This window comes from Woeseia sp. D3-10, assembly GCF_055809415.1.
Genome location: NZ_JBVVTW010000007.1, coordinates 192,314 through 216,912 on the forward strand (window position 1 = coordinate 192,314; position 24,599 = coordinate 216,912).

Sequence of the window (24,599 nt, forward strand, 5' to 3'; positions counted from 1 at the left end):
AGAATGACCGAAAAGACCCTGATAGATCTCATCAACAACGGCTTCGAAAAACGCGATGTCGCTGGCTTCGACAAGCCGGAACTTCGTACTGCCGTGAAAGATGCACTTGCTCTGCTCGACAGCGGCGCTGCGCGGGTTGCCGAAAAACGCGATGGACAATGGCAAGTCAACGATTGGCTGAAGAAAGCAGTATTGCTCAGCTTTCGTTTCAATGAGAACCGGGTCATGCCCACCGACCTTGGCAACTACTACGACAAGGTTGGCCTTAAGTACGAAAACTATAGCGACGAACAGTTTCACGAAGCTGGCGTTCGCGTGGTACCGAATGCGGTCGTCAGGCACGGCGCGCACATCGCTCGCGACGTCGTATTGATGCCCAGCTACGTCAATATTGGCGCCTACGTCGACAGCGGTACCATGGTCGATACATGGGCCACCGTGGGCAGTTGCGCGCAGATCGGCAAGCACGTGCACTTGTCCGGCGGCGTTGGCATTGGTGGTGTACTGGAACCGTTACAGGCGACACCGACGATAATCGAGGACAATTGTTTCATCGGCGCCCGCTCGGAAGTGGTCGAAGGCGTTATTGTGGAAGAAGGTTCGGTCATTTCCATGGGTGTATTTCTTGGTCAGAGCACTCGCATTTATGACCGCCAAACCGGCAAAATAACCTACGGCAGAGTGCCGGCCGGATCCGTGGTCGTCGCCGGCAACCTGCCTGCAGCGGACGGCTCACATTCGTTATACTGCGCCGTTATCGTCAAGCAGGTTGATGCCAAGACACGCGCGCGGACAGGCCTGAATGAATTACTCCGATTAGCCAGCCAGGAATGAACCGGACAGGATATGAAAGTACTCAAGTTATTCGGTATCACGAGTTGCGATTCGTGCAAAGCGGCACAGCGGTGGCTCAAAGAACATGACATTGAATACCAGTTCCACGATTTGCGTAAAGACGGGCTTGAGGTGCAAATGCTCGAGCGCTGGAGTGACAACCTCGGCTGGGAAAAACTGCTGAACAAACGCAGTCTGACGTGGCGTCGTATCCCGGAAATGGACCGGGAGAACCTGACCAAAGGTCGCGCGATTGCATTGATGCTTGAGAATTCCACGCTGGTCAAGCGGCCGGTGCTCGAGCGTGGCAAGTTCATAGGCGTCGGTTTTTCAGCCGACGGCTATGCCCGCGTCTTTAAGAAGGAAGCTGGCTAACCGAAACGGCCAGTAATGTAGTCTTCTGTCAGCTTGTGACGCGGATTGGTAAATACCCGGTCCGTTTCGTCCACTTCCACGAGCCTGCCAAGATGGAAATACGCGACACGTTGCGAGACCCGTGCCGCCTGTTGCATCGAGTGCGTGACGATAACGATCGCATAATTCTGCGACAACTCATCGATCAGATCTTCAATACGGGCAGTAGCGATTGGGTCGAGTGCTGAACAGGGTTCGTCCATCAGAATAACTTCCGGGTTCACCGCGATCGTGCGCGCGATACAGAGCCGTTGTTGCTGCCCGCCGGACAAGCTGGTTCCCGGCTCATCAATTCTGTCACGCACTTCCTTCAATAATCCTGCTCGCTCCAGACTGGTGTGCACGATGTCATCCAGCTCCGAGCGACTGGCAGCAAGTCCGTGGATCCGCGGACCGTACGCCACATTGTCGTAAATGCTTTTCGGAAATGGATTGGGTTTTTGGAAAACCATGCCAACGCGTGCGCGCAGCGCCACCGGATCAATATCTTTGCTATAGATATCCTGGCCATCCAGGAGAATCTGGCCAGTTACCTTCGCTGATTCGATCGTATCGTTCATACGATTCAGACAACGCAGAAAGGTGGATTTTCCACAACCTGACGGACCGATCAGCGCGATTACCTCGTTGCGACCAATCTCAAGCGTGATCCCCTGAATCGCGTGGATATCTCCGTACCAGACATTGACGTCGCGCGCGGACATGTGCGAGTTCTCGCTTTCAACGGTACCGACGGTGACAGCATCGGGTGCGGCAAAGCGTTCTTTGGCATAGGCCGCGTCATCTGCGTCCGTTGTCGGCCGCTTGCTGATCGCGTCTTGATCATTTACCGGCAAATCATCCACCTGTTCATCGTCATCGAACTGCACCCTCTTAACTGCATTGCCAACCATTGGCGTACTTCCGCGTTGTCCTGCCTTCACCATTGTCGCTCCACGCGTTTGCGCATGATGACCGCTGCCATATTCATCACCAACAGAAAGCCAAGCAGCACAATGATTGCTGCGGACGTGCGCTCAGCGAAAGCCCGCTCCGGGCTATCTGCCCACAAGTAAATCTGTACAGGCAACGCGGTGGCAGGGTCGGTAAACCCGGCCGGCACGTCAACAATAAACGCGATCATGCCGATCATCAGCAATGGCGCTGACTCACCCAGCGCACGGCTCATACCGATAATAGCGCCGGTAAGCATCCCGGGCATAGCCAATGGCAGAACATGGTGCGTTACCACCTGCATACGCGATGCTCCCAACCCGAGCGCCGCATCGCGTATGGACGGTGGCACCGACTTTATCGCTGCGCGGGCCGCGATGATGATTACGGGCAATGTCAGTAACGCCAGCACGAGCCCACCAACCAGCGGCGCCGAGCGCGGCATTGACAGCCAATTGATAAACACGGCCAAACCGAGCAAGCCAAATACGATAGAAGGGACTGCAGCAAGGTTGTTGATATTCACTTCAATCAGATCAGACCAGCGATTTCTGGGCGCAAACTCCTCCAGGTAAATCGCTGCTGCAACACCGATGGGAAACGCGAGAACGATAGTCACGACCAGCATGTAGAACGTTCCCATCAGAGCGCCTTTAATGCCCGCAAGCTCCGGTTCGCGCGAATCCCCATTTGAAAACAGCGCGGAGTTAAAACGTTTGTCGATACGACCATCTGCAAGCAGTGCATCGATCCACGTCAGTTGCCGGTCGTTCACTTGCCGTTGCGCTTCGTCAATATCGCGGTCGATATTGCCTTTCACCACCATATCCACGTCTGCGGTCATCGGTAGCCAAACCGTCTGTTGGGTACCAAGGTACTCAGGGTTTGATTCCAGCAGGTCACGTAATTCGTAAGCCGCACCAACACTGACCAGGCGATTCAGGTCGCGCCGTGCACGGCGGTCGTTGACGTCAGGAAACAGATTCTGCAATGCACGGCGAACCACCGCGTCAAAATCGGCAAACTCGAGATCGAGTTCACCTGCCGGTGCCAGATCCTCGCGGGAAAAGTCGATGTCGAGCGACACGTAACTCTGTTGAAACGCCGACGCACCTTTCAGGCCCACCGACGCAAAGAACACGAGCAAAAATGCTACGCCTAGAAACGTCGCCAGCAAACCAGCGAAGTGCAGCAAGCGATCTTTGCGGTGACGCCGCGCGAGGCTGGCTTCTACTTTTCTGCGGGAGTCGCTAAAACCATCCATTATTCGTATTGCTCCCGGTATTTCCGAACCACCTTCAATCCAATCACGTTCAATGCAAGTGTCACCACGAACAACATGAGGCCGAGTGCAAATGCTGCAAGCGTCTTGGCACTGTCAAATTCCTGGTCACCTACCAACAAGGTAACGATCTGCACGGTAACGGTAGTGACCGCTTCAAAGGGGTTCGCGGTCAGGTTCGCCGCGAGGCCTGCCGCCATAACCACGATCATTGTTTCACCGATCGCGCGCGATACGGCAAGCAGGATGCCTCCTACGATGCCCGGCAATGCCGCTGGCAATATGACCTGCGAGACCATCTCCGACTGAGTAGCACCCAAACCCAGTGCGCCATCACGCATTGCGCGCGGTACCGCATTGATTGCGTCGTCCGACAATGACGAAACCAGCGGGATAATCATGATGCCCATCACCAGCCCCGCCGCCAATGCACTCTCCGAGGCTACTTCGAAGCCGAGACTCTCGCCGAAGTTGCGTATCGCCGGCGCCACGGTCAATGCCGCGAAGAAGCCGTAAACGACGGTCGGGATGCCCGCCAGTACTTCGAGCAAGGGCTTGGCAACATTGCGAATTCGTGAGTTGGCGTACTCAGCCAGATAAACTGCAGTTAACAGGCCGACCGGAACTGCAACTGACATCGCGATGGCTGTTATCAGCAGTGTTCCGGTAAACAGCGGAACTGCACCGAAACTGCCGGAAGAGCCAACCTGGTCGGCCCGAATGGCCGTCTGCGGGCTCCAGTTTGTTCCAAACAGAAATTCGCTGGCAGGAACTTCACCGAAGAACCGCAGCGCCTCGAACAACACTGACATGACGATGCCAAGCGTTGTCAGAATCGCGATACTCGAGGCCGCAATCAACAACCCTTCCATCATGGTCTCAACGCGATTCCGTGCCCTGAACAGGGGTTGAACGCGCCGCCATGCTTGCAAGCCACCCAGCAATGCCAATGCCAGTGCCAACACAGCAAGCCAGCGCCGACTCTGCACTCCGAAAGCGTTGTAGCTCGCAGCTGCATCCGCCAGAGCGGCATCCACCGCTCCGGATACAACATCGCCGGTAGCGAGGTTTTGAATATTGTTGAGCAGCAAACTGAGTTGGCCCGCTGGCAAGGCCTGTTGCCCATCCGGTAATTTCGCAATCAGCAACGCCATCACCACGCGGGGCTCAAGAAAGAGCCACAGCACGATCACCGCCAGTGCTGGCAACAGACACCACATGGCGGTGTAGTAACCGTAGTAGCCGGGCAAGGAATGCAGATTGAAGATCCTCGATGGACCACCGACTGCTGTGAGCGCACGACTACGCCCGGCGCTGTACGCTACCAGCGTCATTCCTGACAGAACCAGCATCAATGTTGTCATCTGCATTATCGGGTACGCACGTTCATCGGCCAGATCGGGTTGGCCCTGTAGGCCCATTCGACCTGGCCGAGGCCAGGCCGCTCGTTGTTACGTCTTAATCGCTATTGGCTGGCTACGGACAGGGGTGTCAGCGCACTCACCGCGGCGGCAATGTCAGCGCGCTCGTCTTCGGGCATCGGTATCAGACCGCGATACGACAAGTAGCCATCTTCACCCCAGGCACGATCACTGGTGAACTCCCGCAAGAATCCGCGCAAGCCGGGAATAACATCGACGTGCGCCTTCTTCGCGTAGAAGAACAGCGGCCGCGATATAGGATAACTGCCGTCCGCAATGGCCTCAAAGGTGGGTTCACCGCCGTCAACCATCGCGCCCTGCACTTTCTCTGCATTCTGGTCCAGAAAGCTGAAACCGAACACGCCGAAAGCCGCCGGGTTTGCTTCAAGTTTTTGCACGATGAGGTTGTCATTCTCGCCTGCCTCAACGTAGGCACCGTCTTCCCTGACCGTGTGACAAATCGCCTTGAAACGGTTGCTGTCCGACTTGGCCAGCGCAGCGACCCATGGAATGGTCTCGCATCCACCTTCCATGGCCAGCTCTACAAAGGCATCGCGCGTGCCTGACGTCGGTGGCGGCCCCAGCACTTCAATCCTGCTGTTCGGCATCGACGGATCGATCTCGTTCCAGCGCGTGTATGGATTGGGAATCAATTGCCCCTCGACATCGCCCGGCACTTCTTTCGCCAGTGCCAGATAAATCACTCGTCGGGAAAACGCGGCAGGTTCCGCACTGGCCGCGTTGGCGATCACAATACCGTCATAGCCAATCTTGACCTCGACGATCTCGTCGACACCATTCTCGGCACAGCGGTCAACTTCCGACTGCTTGATCGCGCGCGATGCATTGCTGATATCCGGGTAAGCAACACCCACACCGTCGCAGAATAATTTCATGCCGCCGCCGGTACCCGTCGACTCGACCTTCGGGGTTTTGAAACTGCCGCCGCGGCCGAATCGCTCTGCGACCACCGTGGAAAACGGATAAACCGTGCTCGAGCCGACGATGTAAACGTAGTCACGGCCCGTCTGTGCGTTGGCGTCAGGTACCCACGCCGAAATCAGTGTTGCGCTTGCCAGCAATGCCAGCGCTGTGCTTCTCTTTGCCACGGTCAACCTCCGGACACGTTCAGGAACAGTCAAACTAGAGGCGCACAGCTTAAACGCCGTTTGTTACCAATTTGTTGCAGCCTGCTAAGCGTCTCCGGAGATCGACCAGAAACTAATTACATATTGATTTACAAGTCTTTTTTTCACACCCGAAGGTTAGCCAGAAACGATGAAGCCCGCCCAGCCCCACTCCCCATGCCCCGAATCCGATCCGACTGTCACATTACTTTGGGACCTGCTGCAACGAGCCTCCGTAACCCCGAACGATGCCGGCTGTCAGGAGCTGCTCGCCGCACGTCTCAGTGCGGTCGGTTTTCTCTGCGAATCCATGCCGTTTGCTGATGTCAGCAATCTTTGGGCACGCCGCGGTGACACGGGTCCGTTGCTGTGTTTCGCCGGGCATACCGATGTCGTCCCGCCTGGCGATGACAGCCAATGGCTATCCGACCCGTTCGTTCCTGAAATTCGCGATGGCAACATTTACGCGCGTGGCGCCGCCGATATGAAATGCGGACTCGCCGCAATGGTCGTCGCTATCGAACAATTCGTGGCCGCGCACCCCGAGCACGCGGGCAGTATCGCCATGCTCATTACCAGCGACGAGGAAGGCCCTGCCCGTGACGGCACACTGAAAGTTGTAGAAGCGCTCGGCGCACGCGGTGAATCCATCGATTGGTGCGTGCTCGGCGAACCGTCCAGCCTGAACACACTTGGCGATACCGTAAGGAACGGCCGACGCGGATCTCTAAGTGGAGTACTCACGGTGCACGGCGTGCAAGGTCACGTCGCGTATCCGCAACTGGCGGATAACCCGATTCGGCGCTTTGCGCCGGTGCTCGCCGAACTGCACAACACGGTTTGGGACGAAGGCAACGCCCATTTTCCACCGACCAGCTTTCAGGTTGTGAAACTTGAAGCCGGCGCCGGTGCGGTAAACGTCACACCGTCGTCGCTTTCCGCGCGTTTCAATTTTCGCTACTCGACAGAATGGACCTTTCAAGCACTGCAGGACCGCGTCGACCAAATTTTCAGCCGCCACGACATTGCTTACGACCTGAAATGGCACTTGTCCGGAGAGCCGTTTCTGACAGCGCCGGGCAAACTCACCAACGCGGTATCAACAGCGATTGAGGAAGTCACCGGTACGGTCACCGAACTGTCTACCGGTGGTGGCACCTCGGATGGCCGCTTTATCTCGCCCGCCGGCGCCGACGTCGTTGAGCTCGGCGTCGTGAACGATTCCATACACAAGGTAAACGAGTACGTACGCCTCGCCGACCTGCCAAAACTTACGGCGATTTACCGTCGGGTGATCGAGCGACTGCTATTGCCCGACGCGTGATACCAGCCAGTTACGCCAATGCGTTGGCGGCGCGGGTACTGCGCAGATTGACCCAGAGCCCGTAAACCAGCAGACACACGAAACAAATGGCAACCCAGGCAGGCATCGTCAGCCCTAGAAACAGCCAGTCAATTTCGGCGCATTCGCCGGAACCGGAGAATATGACTTTCAGAGCATCAAGCAGCGGGAACGAATCAATGATGTAGTCAAAACCGGGGCCACAAGCCGGCACCTGGTCTGCCGGCAGGTTTTGCAACCAGACATGCCAGCCAGCGACGCTGATGCCTGCGCCAGCGGCAAGAAAAATTCCGGTGGCGTAAACGCGACGCCCCCACCCTGCCGGGTTTTGAACTGCCGCCGCCAGAAAGATAATGCCCAGTGCGACCGTCGCGAGGCGCTGGAATACGCACATCGGGCAAGGAGTCAGCAGCAGCTTGTGTTCCGCGTACAAGGCATAGGCCATCATCGCGATGCAGGCCAGCGCGCCGGCGAGATTCAGGTAGCGGTTGCTCGAATTGTTCACTAAATATCGTCCTGCGCGATTTCCGTATGACGTACATCGCGACCTTCGACCATGTAAATGACGTACTCACAAATATTCTTGGCGTGATCGCCGATCCGTTCCAGGGCTCTGGCCGACCAGGTGACGTTCATGACCCGTTTGATGCTGCGTGCGTCCTCCATCATGAAGGTAATCGCTTGCCGGGTAATCGCATCGTATTCCTCGTCAACATCTTCGTCCTCACGAACAACAGCGTAGCTCGCCGCAACATCGAGTCGGGCGAATGCATTCATCGCATCACGAACCATCTGCAGCACGTGATTGCCGAGGCTCTTCAGTTCACGGTACGAATCCGCAGGCCGATCCATCTCCGCCAGTTTGGAAGCGAGATACCCAATCTTCTCAGCTTCGTCACCGATACGTTCGAGATCCGTAATGGTCTTGATGATGGCGACAATCAGCCGCAAATCGCCAGCGGCCGGTGAGCGGGTTGCGAGGAGACGATTGCATTCTTCGTCAATCGCCACTTCCAGCTTATTGACTTTGTAATCGTCGCCCGCCACCTGCAGGCCCAGCGCACTGTCGCCGGTCACTATGGCCGTTATCGCGAGTGATAGTTGCGTCTCAACCAGACCACCCATCTGCAACACGTTGTTGCGGAGGTCTTCCAGATCTTTGTTATAACGCTGAGAAATATGATCGCTAAGGTCTGACGTCTGCATGGTTGTTTAACCTTGAAATTAATGCCGGAAGATGAACGATATCGATCAACATGGCAAGTTTCGGCTTATTCAAATGTGAACTCCAGATCAATCATGATCCGGTCGTAGTCGCGTTCAACACCGGTAATTGCGCCGTGTCTGGCAATGATGAGCGTACCGCCCAATTTCACATTGTCGCGTATCGCGTATTTCGCTTTGATGAAATGCCCATCAGCATCGGTAACGCCATTGGCAAAATCCGAATCGTTGTACGTGCCAAGTACGGCATCGGCTTCAGTGTCTTGCCACGCGTAGGAGAACTGCGACTTGCCGGGCGCGTTGGCGTTGCCGATGGCCACACCAACGGCATAAGCCGTGTCCTCAATGCTGACAGCCGTGTTTTGGACAACATCCGCATATACCGTTAACGGCAAGCCATTCAGGGTGGTCTTGTACTCGGCAAATAACTCCAGCAGGCGGTAGTCGTTCAGGTAATTGCCCGCAAGGTCCACACTGTTTCCCGCCGCCGCACCATTGTAGAACGGCGTATTGCCTGCTGTGTTTGTGTAAACGTAGTAGCCCATTCCGGCTGTCAGTGTTTGCCGATCGGCCAGCTGGAATTTCCGACCAGCCTGCGCAGTAAGCAGCAATGAGTCGTCAGCGTCTGACCTCGCATCGACAGACAGGGCGGCAACTGATCCGAAGTACTCACCGTTCTTGAAATGAACCGCCGCACCTTCCGGATTGAGATCGGAATCCCAGACCAGCGAGGAGCCGCCGGGCCGCACCCACGGACTCTTGATCTTGCCGCCGTGCAAAGTCCACTGGTCGTTGATTTGCCAATCCACGTAAGCCCGGTTCAGAGTGATGTCTTTCGCTGAAAACCCGCCATCCAGGGTCACGTTGGTGGACACCGGACTGCCATTGCCAGTCGCCACGCCGAGCACGATCTTGAGGTCGTCGGCCATCCGTGCGGTCAGCCCCAGACGAGCGCGCAATCGACTGCGCTCGACCCTGGCACTCGGCTCGGCATCGATGTTCTCGTATCGCAGGCGAAAATCACCCTCGAACGAGACACGATCGGGCCACGTTGCCTGTGCAGACACGTCCGGACTCGCAATCATGGTGAGCGCTACCGCCAGACAACTCACTCGTAAGCAATCGTTCATCAAACTGACACCTGTCTGTAACACCCGCGTTGGGCGACGATTAGATGACAGAGATATTACAGTTTAATGACGAAGGCGAAAATTTGCCGATCGATGCCAGTTGCTGCTGCGCACCCGGTAAGCTCAGCCACCGAGGCTCAGCGCGCGCTCCGGCTCGCATCTATCGGTATTGGCTCAGCCGCAATCACGCGAACGGCGGGGAAATAACAACTAAAGCGACTGCCCTTGCCCGGCGTACTGTTTATGTCGAGTTGCGCATCGTGGCGCATGAGCGCGTGCTTGACGATGGCAAGACCCAGACCTACGCCACCAGCATCGCGACTTCGACCGGAGTCCACCCGGAAAAAGCGCTCGGTCAGTCGCGGTATGAACTCTTCCGGCACACCTTCGCCGGTGTCAGTTACGCACAGGCGTGCGCCGCCGTCGTCGGTCGCAGTCCAGCTCAACGTAATCTGACCCTCTGCGGGCGTATGACGAACAGCGTTTGCCAGCAAGTTACTTACCACCGTCTCAATTTCGGCACTGACTCCGCGCAGACGTGCCGTCAGCGGTGTTTCGATTACGATCGACGGGACGCCCGGTTCGCCGGCATAACCGCGACGGGCGAATGCCAGCACCGCTGCGATATCAATGTCCTGCTCGTCGCGCATCGAACGCGGGTTCTCCAGTCGCGACAATTCCAGCAGCTCCGCCACCACCCGGTTCATGCGCTCAGCCTGCGTACGCATCTGCGCGAGCGGCCGCTGCCAGTCGCTCGGCATTTCCGGGTCGTCACTAAGCGTATCCAGATAGCCGCTGATGACGGTCAGTGGGGATCGGAGTTCATGAGACGCGTTGGCGACGAAATCGCGGCGCATCGTGTTCACCCGGATCGTTTCCGTAACGTCGCGGATCAGCAGCAGGTACTGTTTGGCGCCGAACGGGAGCAACCGGCACGACAACCACACCTCGTCAGACAGCGGCGATGAGAGTTCTATGACGTGAGCGCGGTTTGCTGATTTCAGGTAGGCGACGAACACCGGATCACGCAGTATGTTGTCGATGCGTTGCCCCCGATCCTGTGGCATACGCACGCCGATCATCGTCTCCGCGGCCTGATTGCTGAGGACGATTTCAAAATCGTGATTCAGCACAATGCCACCGTCGGGCATGGCATTGGTCGAATTGCGAACCTCTTTCAACAAAAGCCGGTGCCGGCGTTTGTGTTTGCGGCTACGTTGTCGAAAGTAGCTGACCCGCGACAGCAACTGCGACCAGATCCCGTCGCCAAGCTGAACGTCCTCCAGCCGATCGGTCATCAGGGCGCGCTCAAACCTGAGCAACTGCCGCACCTGGTGCGCCAGCACCAGCAGGGCTGCCACCAGCAAGCCGGTCAAAGGTGCCGCGTAAATCCAGCCGATTGTCAGCCCTGCCGCCAGCAGCAGCACGAGCGAGGTCAGGTATTTGCGTCGCGCGTTCGGCACGTCAGGTCTGTCTGTCCTGCACAGTGAATCGGTAGCCGGCGCCACGCACAGTCTGAATATAGTGCTCGGCTACGTGCTCAGTTAGCGCTTTTCGCAGTCGGCGAACATGCACATCGACAGTCCGTTCTTCAACGTACACGTTGGCACCCCAAACCCGGTCCAGCAATTGGGCGCGGCTGTAGACCCGATCCGGGTGCGTCATCAAGAAGCTCAACAGGCGATACTCGGTAGGTCCAAGCGCAACCTCATTGCCGGCCGCCCGGACCCGGTGTGCAGCGGTGTCGAGCTGCAGAATGCCGGCGTCGATGCCTTCGTTTTCCGTGACGCCCACGCGCCGCAAAATCGCTTCAATCCGGGCAATGAGCTCACGCGGCGAAAATGGTTTGGTGACGTAGTCATCCGCGCCACCTTGCAATCCCGACACTTTGTCATGCTCGTCCGCACGCGCGGTAAGCATGATGACCGCCAGATCTTCGTTGTCGCTGTCGCGCTTCAGCTGACGCGTCAATTCCAGCCCGCTCATGTCCGGCAACATCCAGTCGATCAGTGCGAGTACAGGGCGCTCGTCGGCAAGCAATTGCCGCGCTTGCTGGCAATTCTCAGCCTGCAAGGTTTCGTACCCTGCACGCGACAGATGGAACGCGATCATTTCGCGGATCGGCGGTTCGTCTTCAACTATCAGTATCTTGCTTGCGGTCATAAGTATTCTGGTTCCGGTGCCGGCCAAGCCGGCAACAACACTCTGGGTGGATGACAGCCGTATTACAGCAAGCCTCTATGACAGTTCTGTTACTGAAAAAGAGCCAACGGGATTTTTTGCTTATCCAGCGGGCGGTGTCGCCACCTGTTCACGTAGATAAGCAGGCTCCAGTTTGTCCGGCTCGACCGTCTGGCCGTGCTGCAGCGCACGCAGGCCAAGCTGCATTAAATCGTCGGCGCGCGGGTACAGGATCTCGCTCTGGCTGCCGAGCCAGTCGCGGTTTGCCGCCAGCAGCTCGGGATACCGTTGCCAGCCCGCGCCCGCGGTCACCGCACCTGGCAAATGCTCAGCAAGTCGGCCCGCGTGTTGCAGGCTCGCCGGCCACACAACCTCGGGCGACTTAACATCACCACTATAGGCAGCGAGGTAGACTTCTTCCATGTGCGCATCCTGCGCAACCAGCACGGGTTGCCCGGCCGATTCACGCAACGCGGCAACTGCGACTGTCGCCAGTGACGAAACAGGCACCAGCAGCGCGCCAGATGCAAAGCAAATGCCTTGAGCGACCGACGCTGCTATTCGCATCCCTATAAACGAACCCGGTCCATTGCCGAGCACGATCGCGTCCAGTTGGGCGCTACTGATGCTGGCTTCGGCCAGCAGTTCCTGAATCATTGGCAACAACAACTGCGTGTGTTCACGTGGCTGCTCTTCGTGGCGCAGTCCAATTTCGTCACCAACTTGTAATGCAACGGTGCAGGCGACCGTGGAGGTATCCAGTGCGAGTACATTCATGAACCAACCCCCGCAACCTGAGCTTGCTCGTGAGCCGTCAGGAAACGCGCAACGTCATCCACTTTGTCAGTAACCGGCATCGGCTGCAGGCACTCCAGAAATAGTTTGCCATAGGCTTTGGAACGAACCCGCGGATCGCACAGCACGATCACGCCATAGTCCTCCTGATCGCGCAGCAAGCGCCCCGCGCCCTGCTTCAGAGTCAGGGCAGCCTGTGGCAACTGGTGTTCAGAAAACGGATTGCCACCCTGGCGACGTATGAACTCAACCCTTGCCATGGTCATGGGATCGGCGGGCGAGGCAAACGGCAGTTTGTCGATGGCAACCACTGTTAACGCGCTGCCACGCACGTCCACCCCTTCCCAGAACGTGCCGGTTCCCAGGAGTACCGCATTGCCGTGCTCGCGGAAGCGCTGCAAGAGGTCATCGCGCGGCGCCGTACCCTGTGCGAGTAACGGCCTTCCGCGGAAACGTCGCCGTCTGGATTTGCACCATCGGCGTGCCGCGGCAAGAGCTCTGTGGCTCGTGAACAGGCAGAAAACGCCGCCGTCGGTCATGTCGAGCAAGGGCATTACGGCTTCCATCATTCGGTCGGTGTGGTCGCTGTCCGACGGCGCGGGCATACCCGGCGGCAAATACACCAGGCCGCGGCGCTCCAGTGCGTACGGGCTCGGAAATCGCAGTCCCGGCGCATTGTCGAGGCCAAGCCGGCTCGTGAAATGGCCGAAATCATCGCCAACGGCCAGGGTTGCTGAGGTGAATACCCACGCCTGGTTGCCAGCGTTCAGCAGATTGCGCATCGTTCCTGAAACATCCAAGGGCGTGAGGTGCAGGCGAATACTGCGCGGATTTACGTCCAGCCAGCGCAGCCCATCCCAGGTGTCATCGCTACAAAGGTGCGACAAGCGTTCGGCCGCACCACCGACCTGCTCCGCAAGTTTGGCAATATCCATCGATGCATGCGCCAGTTGTTCCAGTACCTGGCTGAGATCAATAAGCGCCGCGAGCAATCGGTTCAATGGCGTCTGCAATTCGGCGAGCACGCCGGACAATTCGTAGCGTCCCTGGTCGCGCGGTGCGGCGACCCGCATTACCCGCACCGCGGTGCGGCTTTTGTCGACCCTGCGCACCAGTTCTTTGTCACGGTAGGCCAGCGTGGCCGCGTCAATTTCATCGAATACCCGTTCCAGCTCCCGACTGCCCAGGCTGACGCCGAAGAATTGCGCAGCGAGGTCCGGAATCTGGTGCGCTTCGTCCAGAATGATGGCGTCCGCGCCGGGCAGGAACTCGACAAAACCGGATTCCTTCATCGCAAGGTCGGCCAACAGCAGGTGATGATTGACGACCACCAGATCCGCTTCCTGTGCTTTGCGCCGCGCTTTGACCACAAAGCACTTGCTGTACAAGGGGCATTGTTGGCCGAGGCAGTTGTCGACCGTTGAGGTCACCAATGGCCAGATGACCGAGTCTTCCGGAACTGCTGTCAGTTCGGCACGATCGCCACTGACCGTGCGGTGTTGCCAGCTACGCACTTCCGCCAGATCTTCAATGGCTTCCGGCGCGTCGGCCGCGGCGATCTCAAGACGCTGCAAACAAAGGTAATTCGACCGCCCTTTGAGCAAGGCCGTGGTCACTGGTCGGCCGACCGCTTTGCTGATCAGGGGTAGATCACGGTGATAAAGCTGGTCCTGCAACGCCCGCGTGCCGGTCGAAATAATCGTGCGGCAACCGGATTGCAAGGCCGGCAACAGGTAGGCGAAGGTTTTGCCAGTGCCAGTACCGGCTTCGACGATGAGGTGTTTGCGATCGGCGATGGTTTCAGCGACCGCTTCCGCCATCCACGCCTGTCCGGCGCGCGGCTGGAAGCCCGGCAAATGCCGGGCCAGCGGGCTGTTCTCCGCAAAAAATTCTGTAAGGGAATGTGTCACAGCGGCACTATACCGTGCCGTATCTCGTCACGCTCAACTGAAAGTTTCCGCACCTGGCAACTACGGCACCTTCCGCAACACCGATTTTAATCGCGCAAATCGTGCCGACGTATTTTCTCGACCAGAGTGGTCCGACCCAGCCCCAGACTCTTCGCCGCTTTTTGCACAACGCCATCCGCATCTCGCAATGCGGCAGCGATCATGTCGCGCTCAATGGTGGCGAGGTGCTGTTTCAGGTCCAGTCCGTCTTCCGGCAGCTGCAACGTTGAATCTGCGCACTTACTAGCAATGCCGGGATCACCGTCTTCATCGCGGCGAAACGCCCCCGGCAACTCGTGGAGCTGAATTTCGCCATGTGGACGCAAGACGGCTAGCCGTTCGACAACATTGGCCAGCTCACGGACATTGCCCGGCCAGTCGTAGTCGCACAGTGCCGCCAGCGCGGCATCGCTAAGGGAGATACGAACACCGTAACGTTCAGCAACTTTGTCGATAAGCATGTTCGCAAGCGCCGGTACGTCATCAGGACGTTCACGCAGCGGCGAGGCCTCAATAGGGAAAACACTCAAACGATAGAAGAGGTCCTCGCGAAATGTGCCATCATCGATGCGCTGCTGCAGGTTCCGATGCGTCGCCGCAATCACCCGGATATCGACCGGAATACTCTTGGTACCACCTACGCGTTCAATGACTCGCTCCTGCAATACGCGCAGCAACTTAACCTGCATTGCTGTTGGCATGTCGCCAATCTCGTCGAGGAACAACGTGCCACCTTCGGCCAGCTCAAAGCGTCCCGCCCGCGCCGCCTGCGCGCCGGTGAATGCGCCACGCTCGTGGCCAAACAATTCGCTTTCCAACAAGTGTTCCGGTATCGCGCCGCAGTTGATAGCAACAAACTCGCCACTGCGACCGGATTGATCATGAATCTGCCGGGCAATCAGTTCTTTGCCAGTTCCGGACTCGCCCGAAATAAGTACCGTCGCCTGAGAAGGAGCAACCCGTTCAATCAGCGCCCGAATCATGCGCATGTCGGTGCTCTCGCCAATCAGTTCCGTGCCAGGCGCCAGCGTGTCGGTCCGGCGTACAGCATTGACCGCCCAGACCTCTTCGAGCACAGCGCCAAGCTCGTCGATCTGCATCGGATTGGGTAGATTCAGGATTCTAGCCCAGGGTGCGAGCTTATCCGGCATCGGACTACCAGCACCCGTGACAACCAACGGCACGTTGCAATCGATCGCTGCAACGCCGTCGAAAATTCTGTTTTGAACGGACTTCGGTAAACCCGCGCTAACGAACAAGGCGGCAAGTCGGCGGTCGCCAATTTGCTCCCGCCAGTTATCCGGAGTCGCGGTCAGCACCTGCGGAGCGTCCATAAACTCTATGAGTTCTTTGATCTGTCGCGACTGATCCACAGCTTCGTGAATGACAACGATCAGACGCCGGTCCTGATGCCGATGGGGTGAGCTGCCGCTGCTGGCGACGGACTGTGCCGATTCTGATTGTTGAGCGGCAATTGCTTGAATGGAGCCGGACATGCCTTTTGTTCCTTCAAATGCGCATCGCGTTAGTGCTGCGAAACTGTCCTTTTTCGTCGTTATGCCCAGCGAACTGTGTGCTGCGCCGGGGTACGTACTGCCTCATTGCTGGTACGGGTCTCCGCTGCGAATCGTCTCATTCGGAACAATGTTGGCGATAACGTCATGCGGACGCTGAATATATGTTTCCCACCCCAAGCAAACAAGTGCTGAGATCACAGTTTCCAAGTATGCAGCGACGAGACTAAATGGAGTGCATTTAACAGAATGCCCTGCGATTCCGGAACGCCGTCACAGTTTGCTCGCCAGCCTCTAAAGTTGCGGACTTTGTGCCCGATATCCTCCCTGACGGCTGCAACTGATGCGGCTTCCACAGAACTCAGGATCACTCCAATGGGATTTGTAAATAAATTGATGGGAGCTCGAAAAGGCAACGGCGAAGATGTCCCATCAGCCACTGCCAATTTCGGAAACAACACCACAGACGGCGCCATCGATACTCTCGGCACCGTCGTTCGCTCCATGGGAGACATCAGTTTCGATATCGACGACGGCGCTCCGGAAGATATGTTTCGGACACAGTGCACCGAACTTGCCTGCCACGTTGAGAATGGCGCCCCGGTCCCGACACTGGATATTCCGGGCTCAACCGACGGGGAACGTCGCTGGGGCCATATTCGCCGTTTCTATATTGATCGACGACAAAACGAAAGAGACTTCGTCAACAGTCGCATCGCTGACTATCGCGGGGTCGTGGAAGACCTCGTTAGCGGCCTTCGGGAAATAGGCCAGCGTGACCGCGAAACCGAGTCCTGCATCAATCGCAATTTGAAGACAGTCGAGACTGCGGTTGCCAGCGGCTTGCTGCCGGAAATCAAATCCACCTTGAACCAAACGATTCGTAATATCGCCGAAAGCCTTGAGCAACAAAAGCAGGACTACGAAAGACGTATCGGCGAGATGAACCAGCGCATGAGCAGTCTGCGCCAGGACTTGCTCTCGGTTCGCGAAGAGATGAAGCGCGACTCGCTAACGGGTGCATTCAATCGCGGCGCCTTTGATCAGGCAATTGTCCACTGTCTGAACATTAATTTTATTCTGGATCAGCCAGTCACCGTTATTTTCATTGATCTCGATCATTTCAAGGAAATAAACGACACCTACGGCCATGCGGCCGGTGACGAGGTGCTGCGCTCGCTCGGCGATGCGTTGTCACGCTCGTTCATACGCAAGACTGATTTCGTTTCACGATTCGGGGGCGATGAATTCGCCGTCATACTCACGGATACAACGGCCGCCAACTCCGCAACGCTGATCAGTCGATTTTACGACTACGTCAGTGAAATCACAGTGCCCTACGCTCCCGAGGGCGTCCACGTCGGGTGTTCATCGGGCTACACGGAAGTGGTCCCCGGCGACACGGTTGAATCGCTTATCAAGCGCGTCGACAGCGCCCTTTACGCCGCCAAGGCCGCAGGCAGAAACTGCTACAAGTACGCAGAGGCGCAGCACAACGGCGAAGCTCTGGCCATAAACACTGCATAGACACGCCAGCTAAAGGCGGCACGTTTTCTGCCGATAACCTGTAGCGATAGCAACTCAGAAACACCGGCAGAACTCTGCCCAACTTGGATTCCGAAGGAACGGAGGACATCGCGTTGGATCTTGCAACACTTATCGGATTGATAGGCGCTTTCGGCATCGTGCTGGCGTCAATCATGCTCGGCGGCTCGGCCGGTACGTTCGTCAACATGCCCTCTTTGTTGGTGGTACTGGGCGGTACCGTTCTGGTCACTATGATGAAATTCAGCCTGGGCAAGTTCCTTGGTGCTGCATCCATCGCCGTGAAAGCGTTCCTGCACAAACCAACCGAACCCGAAGAGCTGATCGAAACCGCTGTCGAGCTGGCCAAGACTGCCCGTCAGGGAGGCTTGCTCGCTCTGGAAGATGCCGAGGTCCCCGATGAATTCATGAAATCCGGCCTGGGATTGCTTATCGACGGCCATCCGGCGGAAATCGTTCGCTCCATGTTGACCAAAGACCTCAACATGACGCTCGCCAGACACAGCGATGGTCAGGACATATTCAAGGCCATCGGTGATGTTGGCCCGGCCATGGGCATGATCGGCACGCTGATCGGCCTGGTACAGATGCTCGCCAATATGGACGACCCCAAACAGATTGGACCGGCGATGGCGGTCGCTTTGCTTACGACACTTTACGGCGCCATTCTGGCCAACATGTTTGCATTACCCATCGCCGACAAGCTGTCGGTACGCAGTCGCGAAGAAAACACCCGCAAGTCACTGATCATCGACGCGCTGCTCGGCATTCAGGGCGGCCAGAATCCACGGGTTATTGAAAACATGCTGCAAACCTACCTGCCTTCGCTCCAAGCGGCCGGTCGAAGACGTCGACTAGGGGCACGCCGCTGTGGATCAAGCACAGGAAAAATCGGATGGCGGTGGCGGTGTTCCGGCATGGGTAATGACCTTTGCGGATCTGATGACGTTGTTAATGTGCTTCTTCGTCCTCCTGCTCGCGTTCTCCGAAATGGACGTTTTGAAGTTCAAACAATTGTCGGGTTCGATGAAGAACGCTTTTGGCGTACAGGCCGAAGTCGAAGTTAAGAGCATCCCCAAAGGTACCAGTGTGGTCACACGGGAATTCAGTCCAGGCAGACCTGACCCGACAGCATTGAAACAGGTCAAGCAGTTTACGATCGACTCGAATCAGAACACGCTTGACCTCCTCGATCGAAAATCGAAAGAAGTCGAGGAAACCCGGAAGCATGCCAAGCGTCTGCGGCTTGCTTTGCAGGAAGAAATTGCCAATGGCAGTGTTGCTGTCGAAACCGAGGGCATGAGAGTCATCATTCGCATTCTTGAGAAGGCATCGTTCGACTCGGGTCAGGCTGACGTACGCCCGGCCTTTGCGCCGGTACTGCTCAAAATCGGCAGTATGATCGATGCCAACAGCGGCGAGATTACGGTGTCAGGCCACACCGATAACATCCCCATCTACAATGAGCGTTTTCGTTCGAACTGGGATCTGTCAACGTCGCGTGCTGTATCGGTTACCCATGAATTGCTGAAGACCGCAGCAGCCGAGGAAGGTCGCTTCATGGTCACCGGCCACGCCGACACCAGGCCACGGGCCGAAAACGATTCGGCCGACAATCGCGCCAAAAACCGCCGCGTAGATATCAGCATCATTCGCGGCGGAGATATCGACGAGATAACGGAACAAAGCATAGACGCTCCCGTCGTGAGCAATCTAACTACAGAGGCAGCAAACGATGAGTAACGGTAGCCAACATCGACGGTCTTTTCGCATTGTCGAGTCCGTCTACCTGCGCTATGAGGTCATTTCTGAAGACGAGTTCGCGGCAGGACTGGAGAGGCGGCGGATTCGGGAGGGTAACAGCGAAGGCGTACGATCCCGGATGATCGATATCGATGCGCGCCTCGATGAAAAGCTGTTCCTGATGAAAGCGCAATCGGAAAAGGTCGCTGCAATTCTGACGCTGCTGAACGAAAAAATGAATATGGTGGTCGAACAATTGCCGGCGTTTCGTGAATGCAAAGCATCGCTGGCCCGGCAGCTGCCCCAGGTTTGCGAACTCAGTGCGGACGGTATGGTTTTTGGCGCCGCGGAAGCCTACGCACCGGACACGAAGCTGGTATTGCGGCTGCTACTGGAATCCGACAGCCGCTACATAGAGACCTTCTGCCGAGTCGTACGAGTTACCGACCCACCCGCTGAAAGCGACAGCAGCAAACCCCACGGCATTGCCGTGGAGTTTGTTGGTATGACAGCAGCACAGAAGGAAATTCTGATCCAGCATCTGTTCAGTCGCGAATCCGAGACCCTCCGCATGCGTCGACTGGAACTTGACAGCTACAACGACTGAAACTCAGGTCGTCAATGCTTCACGAACCGCACTGAGCTTCTCGTTATACGCCTTGCGCAATCCGGCCAGGTGCTCAGGCGCGATACCGATCCGGGTTGCAGCAGGCTGTGACAGCAAGTCTGTTACCGCCTCGCCATCGTCATCGTTATCCTCAAATTTAAGCAACTGGTCGGCTACGTGCACGACATCAACCAGCGTCGCGTTCTCATGGGTGAATTCGCTTAGGTATTCGCCGGGCTCGAGCGTTTGCACGATCTCTTCGGGAAAATTCCACGATTCGACGATACTTTTGCCCACCTTGGGATGCCAGTCGTCCGCAAGCACTTCGAACTGCGCAGGGTCAGCCAGCAAGGCCGGATAATCCTTGCTGCGGGTAAGAATGTAGAGCTTGCCCACGTGATGCAGAAGGCCACACAGGAAAGCCGCTTCTTTGTCCAGCTCCCGCTTGCGCGCGGCAACCACTGAGGACATAGCGGCCAACTGCATGCTCCGCTGCCAGACAGCACGCATTTGCGGCGCAATGTCTTTGTGCTGCTCGGCCAGCGCCAGCTGTTTGATAGCCAGCGATACCGCCGTATTCTTCACCAGCTCGAAGCCCAACCGGCTTATGGCGACGTCCAGTGATTCGATGCGCACACCGGCAGGATTGTGGTGCGATGAGTTTGCAAAGACCAGAAGTCGAGATACCAATACGGGGTCCGTACTGACCGCGCTGCTTACCTGTTCAATCAGCACATCGTCCTTTTCCAACAGCTTGCGAATCCGCAATACAACCTCCGGGAAAGACGGCAGGCTGATATCGCCTTTGGTCAATTCGCGCGCAAAATCCGAAACCAGTTGAAAGTACTCTTTACTACTCATCTACTCGTGGTCCTTAGTGTGTAATTGCTTGGGTTGCTGACGTCCGTCCAGCATGTAATCTCATCAAAAGCTGCGCCTCACCTTTGTTCAGGCCGCAACCGCGAACCAGGTCGTCTTCGCTGGCGCCGGCACGTGCCATTCGCGTCGCGTACTCGACCGGCAGCTCATTGCTGCGCGGCGCTACGGCAACTGGGCTTTCCACCACCCTGTCCGAGCGTGTCGCAACTTGTTGTTCTACATATTTCTGCAGCATTGTCAGCCGTCGATCAAACATACGTCGCAAATCGCGATCATCGTAGGGTTCTGGCTGCATCGCGGCCATCGCCGGGCTGGTCCAGAACTCACGCATGACGCGCAGTTCGCTGCGCATACGGACAATCACCAAAGCTGCCGCGCCCAATAGCATGACATTTGATAGCAGCAGCGCATACTGCCAGAAAGCATCATTGATAGACATTACACATACTCATCAATTACTGAACTGTCGTCACCGTCGTCGGGACGTCGAATTTTATCCTGGGTGTCGCTGGCATCGCCGTCCGGTCGCTGGTCCTGTTTGCGACGTTCCTGCTCGCCTTCTTTACCTGCCGGTTGCGGCGGCTTTACCGGGTAAGCCGGCAAGATCCGGTAGAGGCCCGATATGCTGTTGTCGGCCATAACGTTAGGCTCCATTGTTGGTCATCGCGCGCAAACGAATCAGCGCTTGACCGTGAATCTGGCAAACACGTGACTCGCTGACTCCGAGTACCGCGCCGATTTCCTTGAGATTGAGCTCGCGTTCGTAGTAAAGCGACAACACGAGACGCTCACGTTCGGGTAATTCAGCGATAGCCTCAACCAGATACTCGCGAAATTGGTCTTCGTCCAGCGCCTGGTCGGGCGTCGCAATGTCTGAAGCCGGCAACTCGTGACCGACCTGCCAGTCTTCGTTCGCTTCCTCGAAGCTGAACAGACGACTACCTGCTGTATCGGCAAGAATGTCATGGTACTCGTCTATAGAGATGCCCAGTCGTGCCGCAATTTCCTGCGACTCAGCTGGCCGGCCGGTTTCTGCCTGGATCTCCCGAACCGCTTCGGAAACCTGACGGTGCTTCTGGTGCACTGAGCGCGGTGTCCAGTCCAGTCGGCGTACTTCATCCAGCATCGAGCCGCGAATGCGAATTCCCGCGTAAGTATCAAAACTTGCCCCTTTGCTTGCGTCAAAGTTACGTGACGCTTCCAGCAAGCCGATCATGCCCGCCTGCAAGAGGTCGTCTATCTCAACGCTGGATGGCAGGCGTGCAATGAGGTGATGTGCAATTCGTTTGACGAGATCAACGTGCGACGTAACCAGTTCATCCTGAGAGATGTACTGATTACTTGAATAGCTGGCGTAGCCAATCATGCCATGCTCCCCACACAGACTGTTTCAGCATGCAGCAGTTGCTCAAAGAAAAACTCGATACCGCCCTGCGGGCCCCGGGCGACCGGTAATTCGTCCACCGTTTGCGCAATGCGCTGAAACGCTTCGCCAGCAATACTGGCAGGGTAAGCATCGACCACGGCGCGTTGTTCCTGCACCGCTCGCCGCAGGAACTGATCGTGTGGCACGTTGCCGACGTGGCGCAGAACAACGTCGAGGTAACGATCCGCGACTTTGCGAATCTTGGTGTAGAGATCCTGACCATGGCGCGCGTCGCGAGTCTGGTTGGTCAAAACCTGGAAGCGGGAAATACCGTAATGGCGGCTGAACACTTTGATCAAAGCATAGGCATCGGTAATTGATGACGGTTCATCGCAAACGACAATAATTGCCTGCTGCGCAGCCTGCACGAAACGCGCGACCGACTCCGATATACCGGCCGCCGTGTCCACAATCAGCACATCCGGCTGCTCTGCCAGATCGGAAAACGCCTGCACTATCGTTGCCTGCGAAACAGCCGGCACATCCGTCATCAGGAAATTACCGGATGCGGCCGGAACGATTTGCACGCCGGCCGGACCGTTGATGATCGTGCTCGCAAGATCTGCCTCGCCACTGATCACGTGCGACAAATTGAAACGCGGCTGCAGCCCCAGCAGAACGTCAATATTGGCAAGGCCAAGATCGGCATCGAGCAACATGACCTTGCGGCGCCTGTTCGACAACGCAACCGCAAGGTTAGTCGCGACGTTGGTCTTCCCTACGCCACCTTTGCCACTGGTAATGGCAACCACTTTGACCGGTCGTCGTGTGAGAGCCTGTTTGATTCCGTCACCCTGAGAAACACTATGCATGGGTCGCACTCACCTTGCCGTACCGCTCCGCCATCATTAATTCATCTATCTGTGGTTCGCTTGCTTCAATGCAGTCAACCGCACGCTTCAGCAGCCACAACTTACGTCGTTCAGCCGCGTGCAGGTCGTCGGGGATATGCTGGCCATCGGTGATCCAGGCCAATGCCAATTGCCGCCGGATCAACGCGCTCAGCACGCAACCGAGCTGCCCGGCTTCGTCCACTTTGGTCACAACCGCTCCAGCCAATGGAACCTGACTAAAGCTGGCAATAGTTTCGTCGAGCGCTGCTTCCTGTGCGGTGGCTGACAAGGTCAGGTAGAACTTGATGCCCGCACCGTTTTGCTTCCAGTCACCAAGCCGGCGAGTAAGGTCGGCATCACGCTGACTCACACCTTCGGTATCGATCAGCACCAGTTTTTTCGAGGACAAGGTGTCCAAAATGCGGCCAAGATCCTGCGGATCGCTGACCGAAACCACCTTCACGCCAAGAATATTGGCGAATGCCGTCAGGTGTTCACGTGCCCCTATCCGGTACGCATCCGCACACACGAGGGCGATGTCATCGGTACCGTGGTGCATCGCGTAGCGTGCAGCCAGTTTGGCAATCGTCGTGGTCTTGCCAACGCCGGTAGGGCCGATCAGCGCGGCAACACCACCGTCGGTCAATAGACGGTCGCCGGTAACCGGAATCAATTGCGCCAATGTCGCGAGCGGCTGCTGCCAGATGTGTTTGAGTTCGTCGACGGGGCCGAGCTTGGTAAGCAGCATGCTGGCGACGTCCGGAGCAATGCCAAGGCGCGCCATATTGCGTAATACCTGGGCCAGCATCGGTGAACGGGTGCTGCCTTCTTTCCACAACAATCCGGACACCTGATTTTCCAGCAAACCTCGCAACGAACTGATCTCGGAGCGCATCGCGAGGAACGATGATTCTTTGCCAACCAGTGCATCCAGCATTGCGTCGCTGCTGCCGCTGACCGGCGTGCGGGCTGAATCGAAGTCGACCACGTTTGCCGGTGCTACAGCCGCCACCGGCGCAACAGGCGCGGCACTGATCGCGGGTTTGGGAGCAACCGCTGGGCTGGGGGCGGGGACCGTATCGGCAACCGGCTCCGCTCTGACCGCAGCTTTGGCCTCGGTTCTGACTTCAGCGCCAAGTTCGACGTAATCGTCGCTGTCATCGAATTCGACATGTTCAGTGGCACCGGCTGCCAGTGGCTCAACCTCGGTCGGCGTGGCGACAGTCGCCTCGCGAGCGCCCGGTGAACTACCCATCGCGTGCTGCATCAGGGCGGCGTCGTAATCGACGGCAGCAATAACCTCAATGCCTTCATCGACACGGCGGTTGGAAAGTATGACGGCATCGGGTCCCTGCTCCGCACGCACCTGCCGGAGTACCGCCCGCATATCCTTGTCAACAAATCGTTTGATCTTCACTGT

The 24,599-nt window shown here is 57.1% G+C and carries 24 protein-coding genes and 1 pseudogene; 7 read left to right on the forward strand and 18 right to left on the reverse strand.

All coding sequences use genetic code 11. From position 1 onward, the window contains the following. Positions 1-3 precede the first annotated feature (3 nt). Positions 4-834 (forward strand): 2,3,4,5-tetrahydropyridine-2,6-dicarboxylate N-succinyltransferase, encoded by an 831-nt coding sequence (gene dapD, locus AC0L8N_RS01645; RefSeq protein ID WP_473665833.1) that lies wholly within the window; start codon positions 4-6, stop codon positions 832-834. 12 nt (positions 835-846) lie between these two features. Then, the gene (locus tag AC0L8N_RS01650; RefSeq protein ID WP_473665834.1) at positions 847-1,209 is read left to right on the forward strand and encodes a Spx/MgsR family RNA polymerase-binding regulatory protein; all 363 of its coding nucleotides are present in this window, start codon (positions 847-849) and stop codon (positions 1,207-1,209) included. On the opposite strand, the gene pstB is transcribed toward AC0L8N_RS01650, so the two are convergent. The 4 genes from pstB to AC0L8N_RS01670 all read right to left on the reverse strand — a co-directional run bounded on the left by pstB (position 1,206) and on the right by AC0L8N_RS01670 (position 5,993). After that, positions 1,206-2,174, reverse strand: coding sequence for a phosphate ABC transporter ATP-binding protein PstB (gene pstB, locus AC0L8N_RS01655; RefSeq protein WP_473665835.1), 969 nt, complete (start codon positions 2,172-2,174; stop codon positions 1,206-1,208). The two genes, AC0L8N_RS01650 and pstB, sit on opposite strands and share 4 nt — an antisense overlap. Next, complete coding sequence (pstA, locus tag AC0L8N_RS01660) at positions 2,168-3,445, reverse strand: phosphate ABC transporter permease PstA (protein ID WP_473665836.1); 1,278 nt, start codon at positions 3,443-3,445, stop codon at positions 2,168-2,170. Before pstA ends, pstB begins: the two co-directional genes overlap by 7 nt. Next, positions 3,445-4,833, reverse strand: coding sequence for a phosphate ABC transporter permease subunit PstC (gene pstC, locus AC0L8N_RS01665; protein WP_473669997.1), 1,389 nt, complete (start codon positions 4,831-4,833; stop codon positions 3,445-3,447). Before pstC ends, pstA begins: the two co-directional genes overlap by 1 nt. A 95-nt stretch (positions 4,834-4,928) precedes the next feature. Next, complete coding sequence (locus AC0L8N_RS01670; RefSeq protein ID WP_473665837.1) at positions 4,929-5,993, reverse strand: substrate-binding domain-containing protein; 1,065 nt, start codon at positions 5,991-5,993, stop codon at positions 4,929-4,931. A gap of 169 nt (positions 5,994-6,162) precedes the next feature. On the opposite strand from AC0L8N_RS01670, the gene dapE reads away from it, so the two are divergent. Next, positions 6,163-7,335, forward strand: coding sequence for a succinyl-diaminopimelate desuccinylase (gene dapE, locus AC0L8N_RS01675; RefSeq protein WP_473665838.1), 1,173 nt, complete (start codon positions 6,163-6,165; stop codon positions 7,333-7,335). A gap of 10 nt (positions 7,336-7,345) precedes the next feature. Here the strand turns inward: dapE and AC0L8N_RS01680 are convergent, their stop codons facing one another. The 8 genes from AC0L8N_RS01680 to AC0L8N_RS01715 all read right to left on the reverse strand — a co-directional run bounded on the left by AC0L8N_RS01680 (position 7,346) and on the right by AC0L8N_RS01715 (position 16,128). Next, positions 7,346-7,858, reverse strand: coding sequence for a disulfide bond formation protein B (locus AC0L8N_RS01680; protein WP_473665839.1), 513 nt, complete (start codon positions 7,856-7,858; stop codon positions 7,346-7,348). After that, a complete protein-coding gene (gene phoU / locus AC0L8N_RS01685) occupies positions 7,858-8,559 on the reverse strand; it encodes a phosphate signaling complex protein PhoU (protein ID WP_473665840.1) in 702 nt (233 codons plus the stop codon). The genes AC0L8N_RS01680 and phoU overlap by 1 nt, the downstream gene beginning before the upstream one ends. A gap of 65 nt (positions 8,560-8,624) precedes the next feature. After that, entirely contained in the window at positions 8,625-9,707 is a 1,083-nt protein-coding gene (locus AC0L8N_RS01690) for a putative porin (RefSeq protein WP_473665841.1), read from the reverse strand. 137 nt (positions 9,708-9,844) lie between these two features. Further along, positions 9,845-11,170: a phosphate regulon sensor histidine kinase PhoR gene (gene phoR / locus AC0L8N_RS01695; protein ID WP_473665842.1), complete on the reverse strand. Its 1,326-nt coding sequence runs from the start codon at positions 11,168-11,170 to the stop codon at positions 9,845-9,847. A gap of 1 nt (position 11,171) precedes the next feature. Further along, complete coding sequence (gene phoB / locus AC0L8N_RS01700; RefSeq protein ID WP_473665843.1) at positions 11,172-11,870, reverse strand: phosphate regulon transcriptional regulator PhoB; 699 nt, start codon at positions 11,868-11,870, stop codon at positions 11,172-11,174. 120 nt (positions 11,871-11,990) lie between these two features. Next, on the reverse strand, positions 11,991-12,665 hold the full coding sequence (gene tsaB, locus AC0L8N_RS01705) for a tRNA (adenosine(37)-N6)-threonylcarbamoyltransferase complex dimerization subunit type 1 TsaB (RefSeq protein WP_473665844.1): 675 nt from the start codon (positions 12,663-12,665) through the stop codon (positions 11,991-11,993). Further along, the gene (locus tag AC0L8N_RS01710) at positions 12,662-14,593 is read right to left on the reverse strand and encodes an ATP-dependent DNA helicase (RefSeq protein WP_473665846.1); all 1,932 of its coding nucleotides are present in this window, start codon (positions 14,591-14,593) and stop codon (positions 12,662-12,664) included. Before AC0L8N_RS01710 ends, tsaB begins: the two co-directional genes overlap by 4 nt. A gap of 86 nt (positions 14,594-14,679) precedes the next feature. Next, the gene (locus tag AC0L8N_RS01715; protein WP_473665847.1) at positions 14,680-16,128 is read right to left on the reverse strand and encodes a sigma-54 interaction domain-containing protein; all 1,449 of its coding nucleotides are present in this window, start codon (positions 16,126-16,128) and stop codon (positions 14,680-14,682) included. Between the two features lie 393 nt (positions 16,129-16,521). Between AC0L8N_RS01715 and AC0L8N_RS01720 the strand changes: the two genes are divergently transcribed. The 4 genes and pseudogenes from AC0L8N_RS01720 (at position 16,522) to AC0L8N_RS01735 (ending at position 20,041) form a co-directional block, all read left to right on the forward strand. Continuing rightward, complete coding sequence (locus AC0L8N_RS01720) at positions 16,522-17,673, forward strand: GGDEF domain-containing protein (RefSeq protein WP_473665848.1); 1,152 nt, start codon at positions 16,522-16,524, stop codon at positions 17,671-17,673. A gap of 173 nt (positions 17,674-17,846) precedes the next feature. After that, positions 17,847-18,461, forward strand: a pseudogene (locus tag AC0L8N_RS01725) (MotA/TolQ/ExbB proton channel family protein); the annotation flags it as partial. Positions 18,462-18,561: 100 nt separating this feature from the next. Further along, positions 18,562-19,434 carry a flagellar motor protein MotB gene (locus tag AC0L8N_RS01730; RefSeq protein ID WP_473665849.1) on the forward strand — a complete coding sequence of 291 codons (873 nt, stop codon included), beginning with the start codon at positions 18,562-18,564 and terminating at the stop codon, positions 19,432-19,434. Next, on the forward strand, positions 19,427-20,041 hold the full coding sequence (locus AC0L8N_RS01735; RefSeq protein WP_473665850.1) for a PilZ domain-containing protein: 615 nt from the start codon (positions 19,427-19,429) through the stop codon (positions 20,039-20,041). The genes AC0L8N_RS01730 and AC0L8N_RS01735 overlap by 8 nt, the downstream gene beginning before the upstream one ends. 3 nt (positions 20,042-20,044) lie before the next feature. Here the strand turns inward: AC0L8N_RS01735 and AC0L8N_RS01740 are convergent, their stop codons facing one another. From AC0L8N_RS01740 to flhF, 6 genes are read right to left on the reverse strand one after another with little or no spacing between them, the layout of a single operon-like run. Further along, complete coding sequence (locus AC0L8N_RS01740; protein WP_473665851.1) at positions 20,045-20,902, reverse strand: HDOD domain-containing protein; 858 nt, start codon at positions 20,900-20,902, stop codon at positions 20,045-20,047. A 13-nt stretch (positions 20,903-20,915) separates the two neighbouring features. Further along, entirely contained in the window at positions 20,916-21,359 is a 444-nt protein-coding gene (locus tag AC0L8N_RS01745) for a DUF2802 domain-containing protein (RefSeq protein ID WP_473665852.1), read from the reverse strand. Beyond that, positions 21,359-21,559 carry a hypothetical protein gene (locus AC0L8N_RS01750; RefSeq protein WP_473665853.1) on the reverse strand — a complete coding sequence of 67 codons (201 nt, stop codon included), beginning with the start codon at positions 21,557-21,559 and terminating at the stop codon, positions 21,359-21,361. Before AC0L8N_RS01750 ends, AC0L8N_RS01745 begins: the two co-directional genes overlap by 1 nt. Before the next feature lie 4 nt (positions 21,560-21,563). Continuing rightward, entirely contained in the window at positions 21,564-22,286 is a 723-nt protein-coding gene (locus AC0L8N_RS01755; RefSeq protein WP_473665854.1) for an RNA polymerase sigma factor FliA, read from the reverse strand. Further along, the gene (locus tag AC0L8N_RS01760; protein ID WP_473665855.1) at positions 22,283-23,158 is read right to left on the reverse strand and encodes a MinD/ParA family protein; all 876 of its coding nucleotides are present in this window, start codon (positions 23,156-23,158) and stop codon (positions 22,283-22,285) included. The genes AC0L8N_RS01755 and AC0L8N_RS01760 overlap by 4 nt, the downstream gene beginning before the upstream one ends. After that, positions 23,151-24,596, reverse strand: a complete 1,446-nt coding sequence (gene flhF, locus AC0L8N_RS01765; RefSeq protein WP_473665856.1) for a flagellar biosynthesis protein FlhF — start codon at positions 24,594-24,596, stop codon at positions 23,151-23,153. The genes AC0L8N_RS01760 and flhF overlap by 8 nt, the downstream gene beginning before the upstream one ends. Positions 24,597-24,599 lie beyond the last annotated feature (3 nt).

What these genes read in the sequence shown, in the direction of transcription:
- AC0L8N_RS01735 (WP_473665850.1), top strand. Translation starts at nt 19,427, where the DNA reads ATGAGTAACGGTAGCCAACATCGACGGTCTTTTCGCATTGTCGAGTCC.
- phoB (WP_473665843.1), bottom strand. Translation starts at nt 11,870, where the DNA reads ATGACCGCAAGCAAGATACTGATAGTTGAAGACGAACCGCCGATCCGC.
- pstC (WP_473669997.1), bottom strand. Translation starts at nt 4,833, where the DNA reads ATGCAGATGACAACATTGATGCTGGTTCTGTCAGGAATGACGCTGGTA.
- AC0L8N_RS01650 (WP_473665834.1), top strand. Translation starts at nt 847, where the DNA reads ATGAAAGTACTCAAGTTATTCGGTATCACGAGTTGCGATTCGTGCAAA.
- AC0L8N_RS01715 (WP_473665847.1), bottom strand. Translation starts at nt 16,128, where the DNA reads ATGTCCGGCTCCATTCAAGCAATTGCCGCTCAACAATCAGAATCGGCA.
- pstA (WP_473665836.1), bottom strand. Translation starts at nt 3,445, where the DNA reads ATGGATGGTTTTAGCGACTCCCGCAGAAAAGTAGAAGCCAGCCTCGCG.
- dapE (WP_473665838.1), top strand. Translation starts at nt 6,163, where the DNA reads ATGAAGCCCGCCCAGCCCCACTCCCCATGCCCCGAATCCGATCCGACT.
- AC0L8N_RS01740 (WP_473665851.1), bottom strand. Translation starts at nt 20,902, where the DNA reads ATGAGTAGTAAAGAGTACTTTCAACTGGTTTCGGATTTTGCGCGCGAA.
- AC0L8N_RS01750 (WP_473665853.1), bottom strand. Translation starts at nt 21,559, where the DNA reads ATGGCCGACAACAGCATATCGGGCCTCTACCGGATCTTGCCGGCTTAC.
- phoU (WP_473665840.1), bottom strand. Translation starts at nt 8,559, where the DNA reads ATGCAGACGTCAGACCTTAGCGATCATATTTCTCAGCGTTATAACAAA.
- AC0L8N_RS01745 (WP_473665852.1), bottom strand. Translation starts at nt 21,359, where the DNA reads ATGTCTATCAATGATGCTTTCTGGCAGTATGCGCTGCTGCTATCAAAT.
- tsaB (WP_473665844.1), bottom strand. Translation starts at nt 12,665, where the DNA reads ATGAATGTACTCGCACTGGATACCTCCACGGTCGCCTGCACCGTTGCA.
- AC0L8N_RS01760 (WP_473665855.1), bottom strand. Translation starts at nt 23,158, where the DNA reads ATGCATAGTGTTTCTCAGGGTGACGGAATCAAACAGGCTCTCACACGA.
- dapD (WP_473665833.1), top strand. Translation starts at nt 4, where the DNA reads ATGACCGAAAAGACCCTGATAGATCTCATCAACAACGGCTTCGAAAAA.
- AC0L8N_RS01755 (WP_473665854.1), bottom strand. Translation starts at nt 22,286, where the DNA reads ATGATTGGCTACGCCAGCTATTCAAGTAATCAGTACATCTCTCAGGAT.
- pstB (WP_473665835.1), bottom strand. Translation starts at nt 2,174, where the DNA reads ATGGTGAAGGCAGGACAACGCGGAAGTACGCCAATGGTTGGCAATGCA.
- AC0L8N_RS01690 (WP_473665841.1), bottom strand. Translation starts at nt 9,707, where the DNA reads ATGAACGATTGCTTACGAGTGAGTTGTCTGGCGGTAGCGCTCACCATG.
- AC0L8N_RS01720 (WP_473665848.1), top strand. Translation starts at nt 16,522, where the DNA reads ATGGGATTTGTAAATAAATTGATGGGAGCTCGAAAAGGCAACGGCGAA.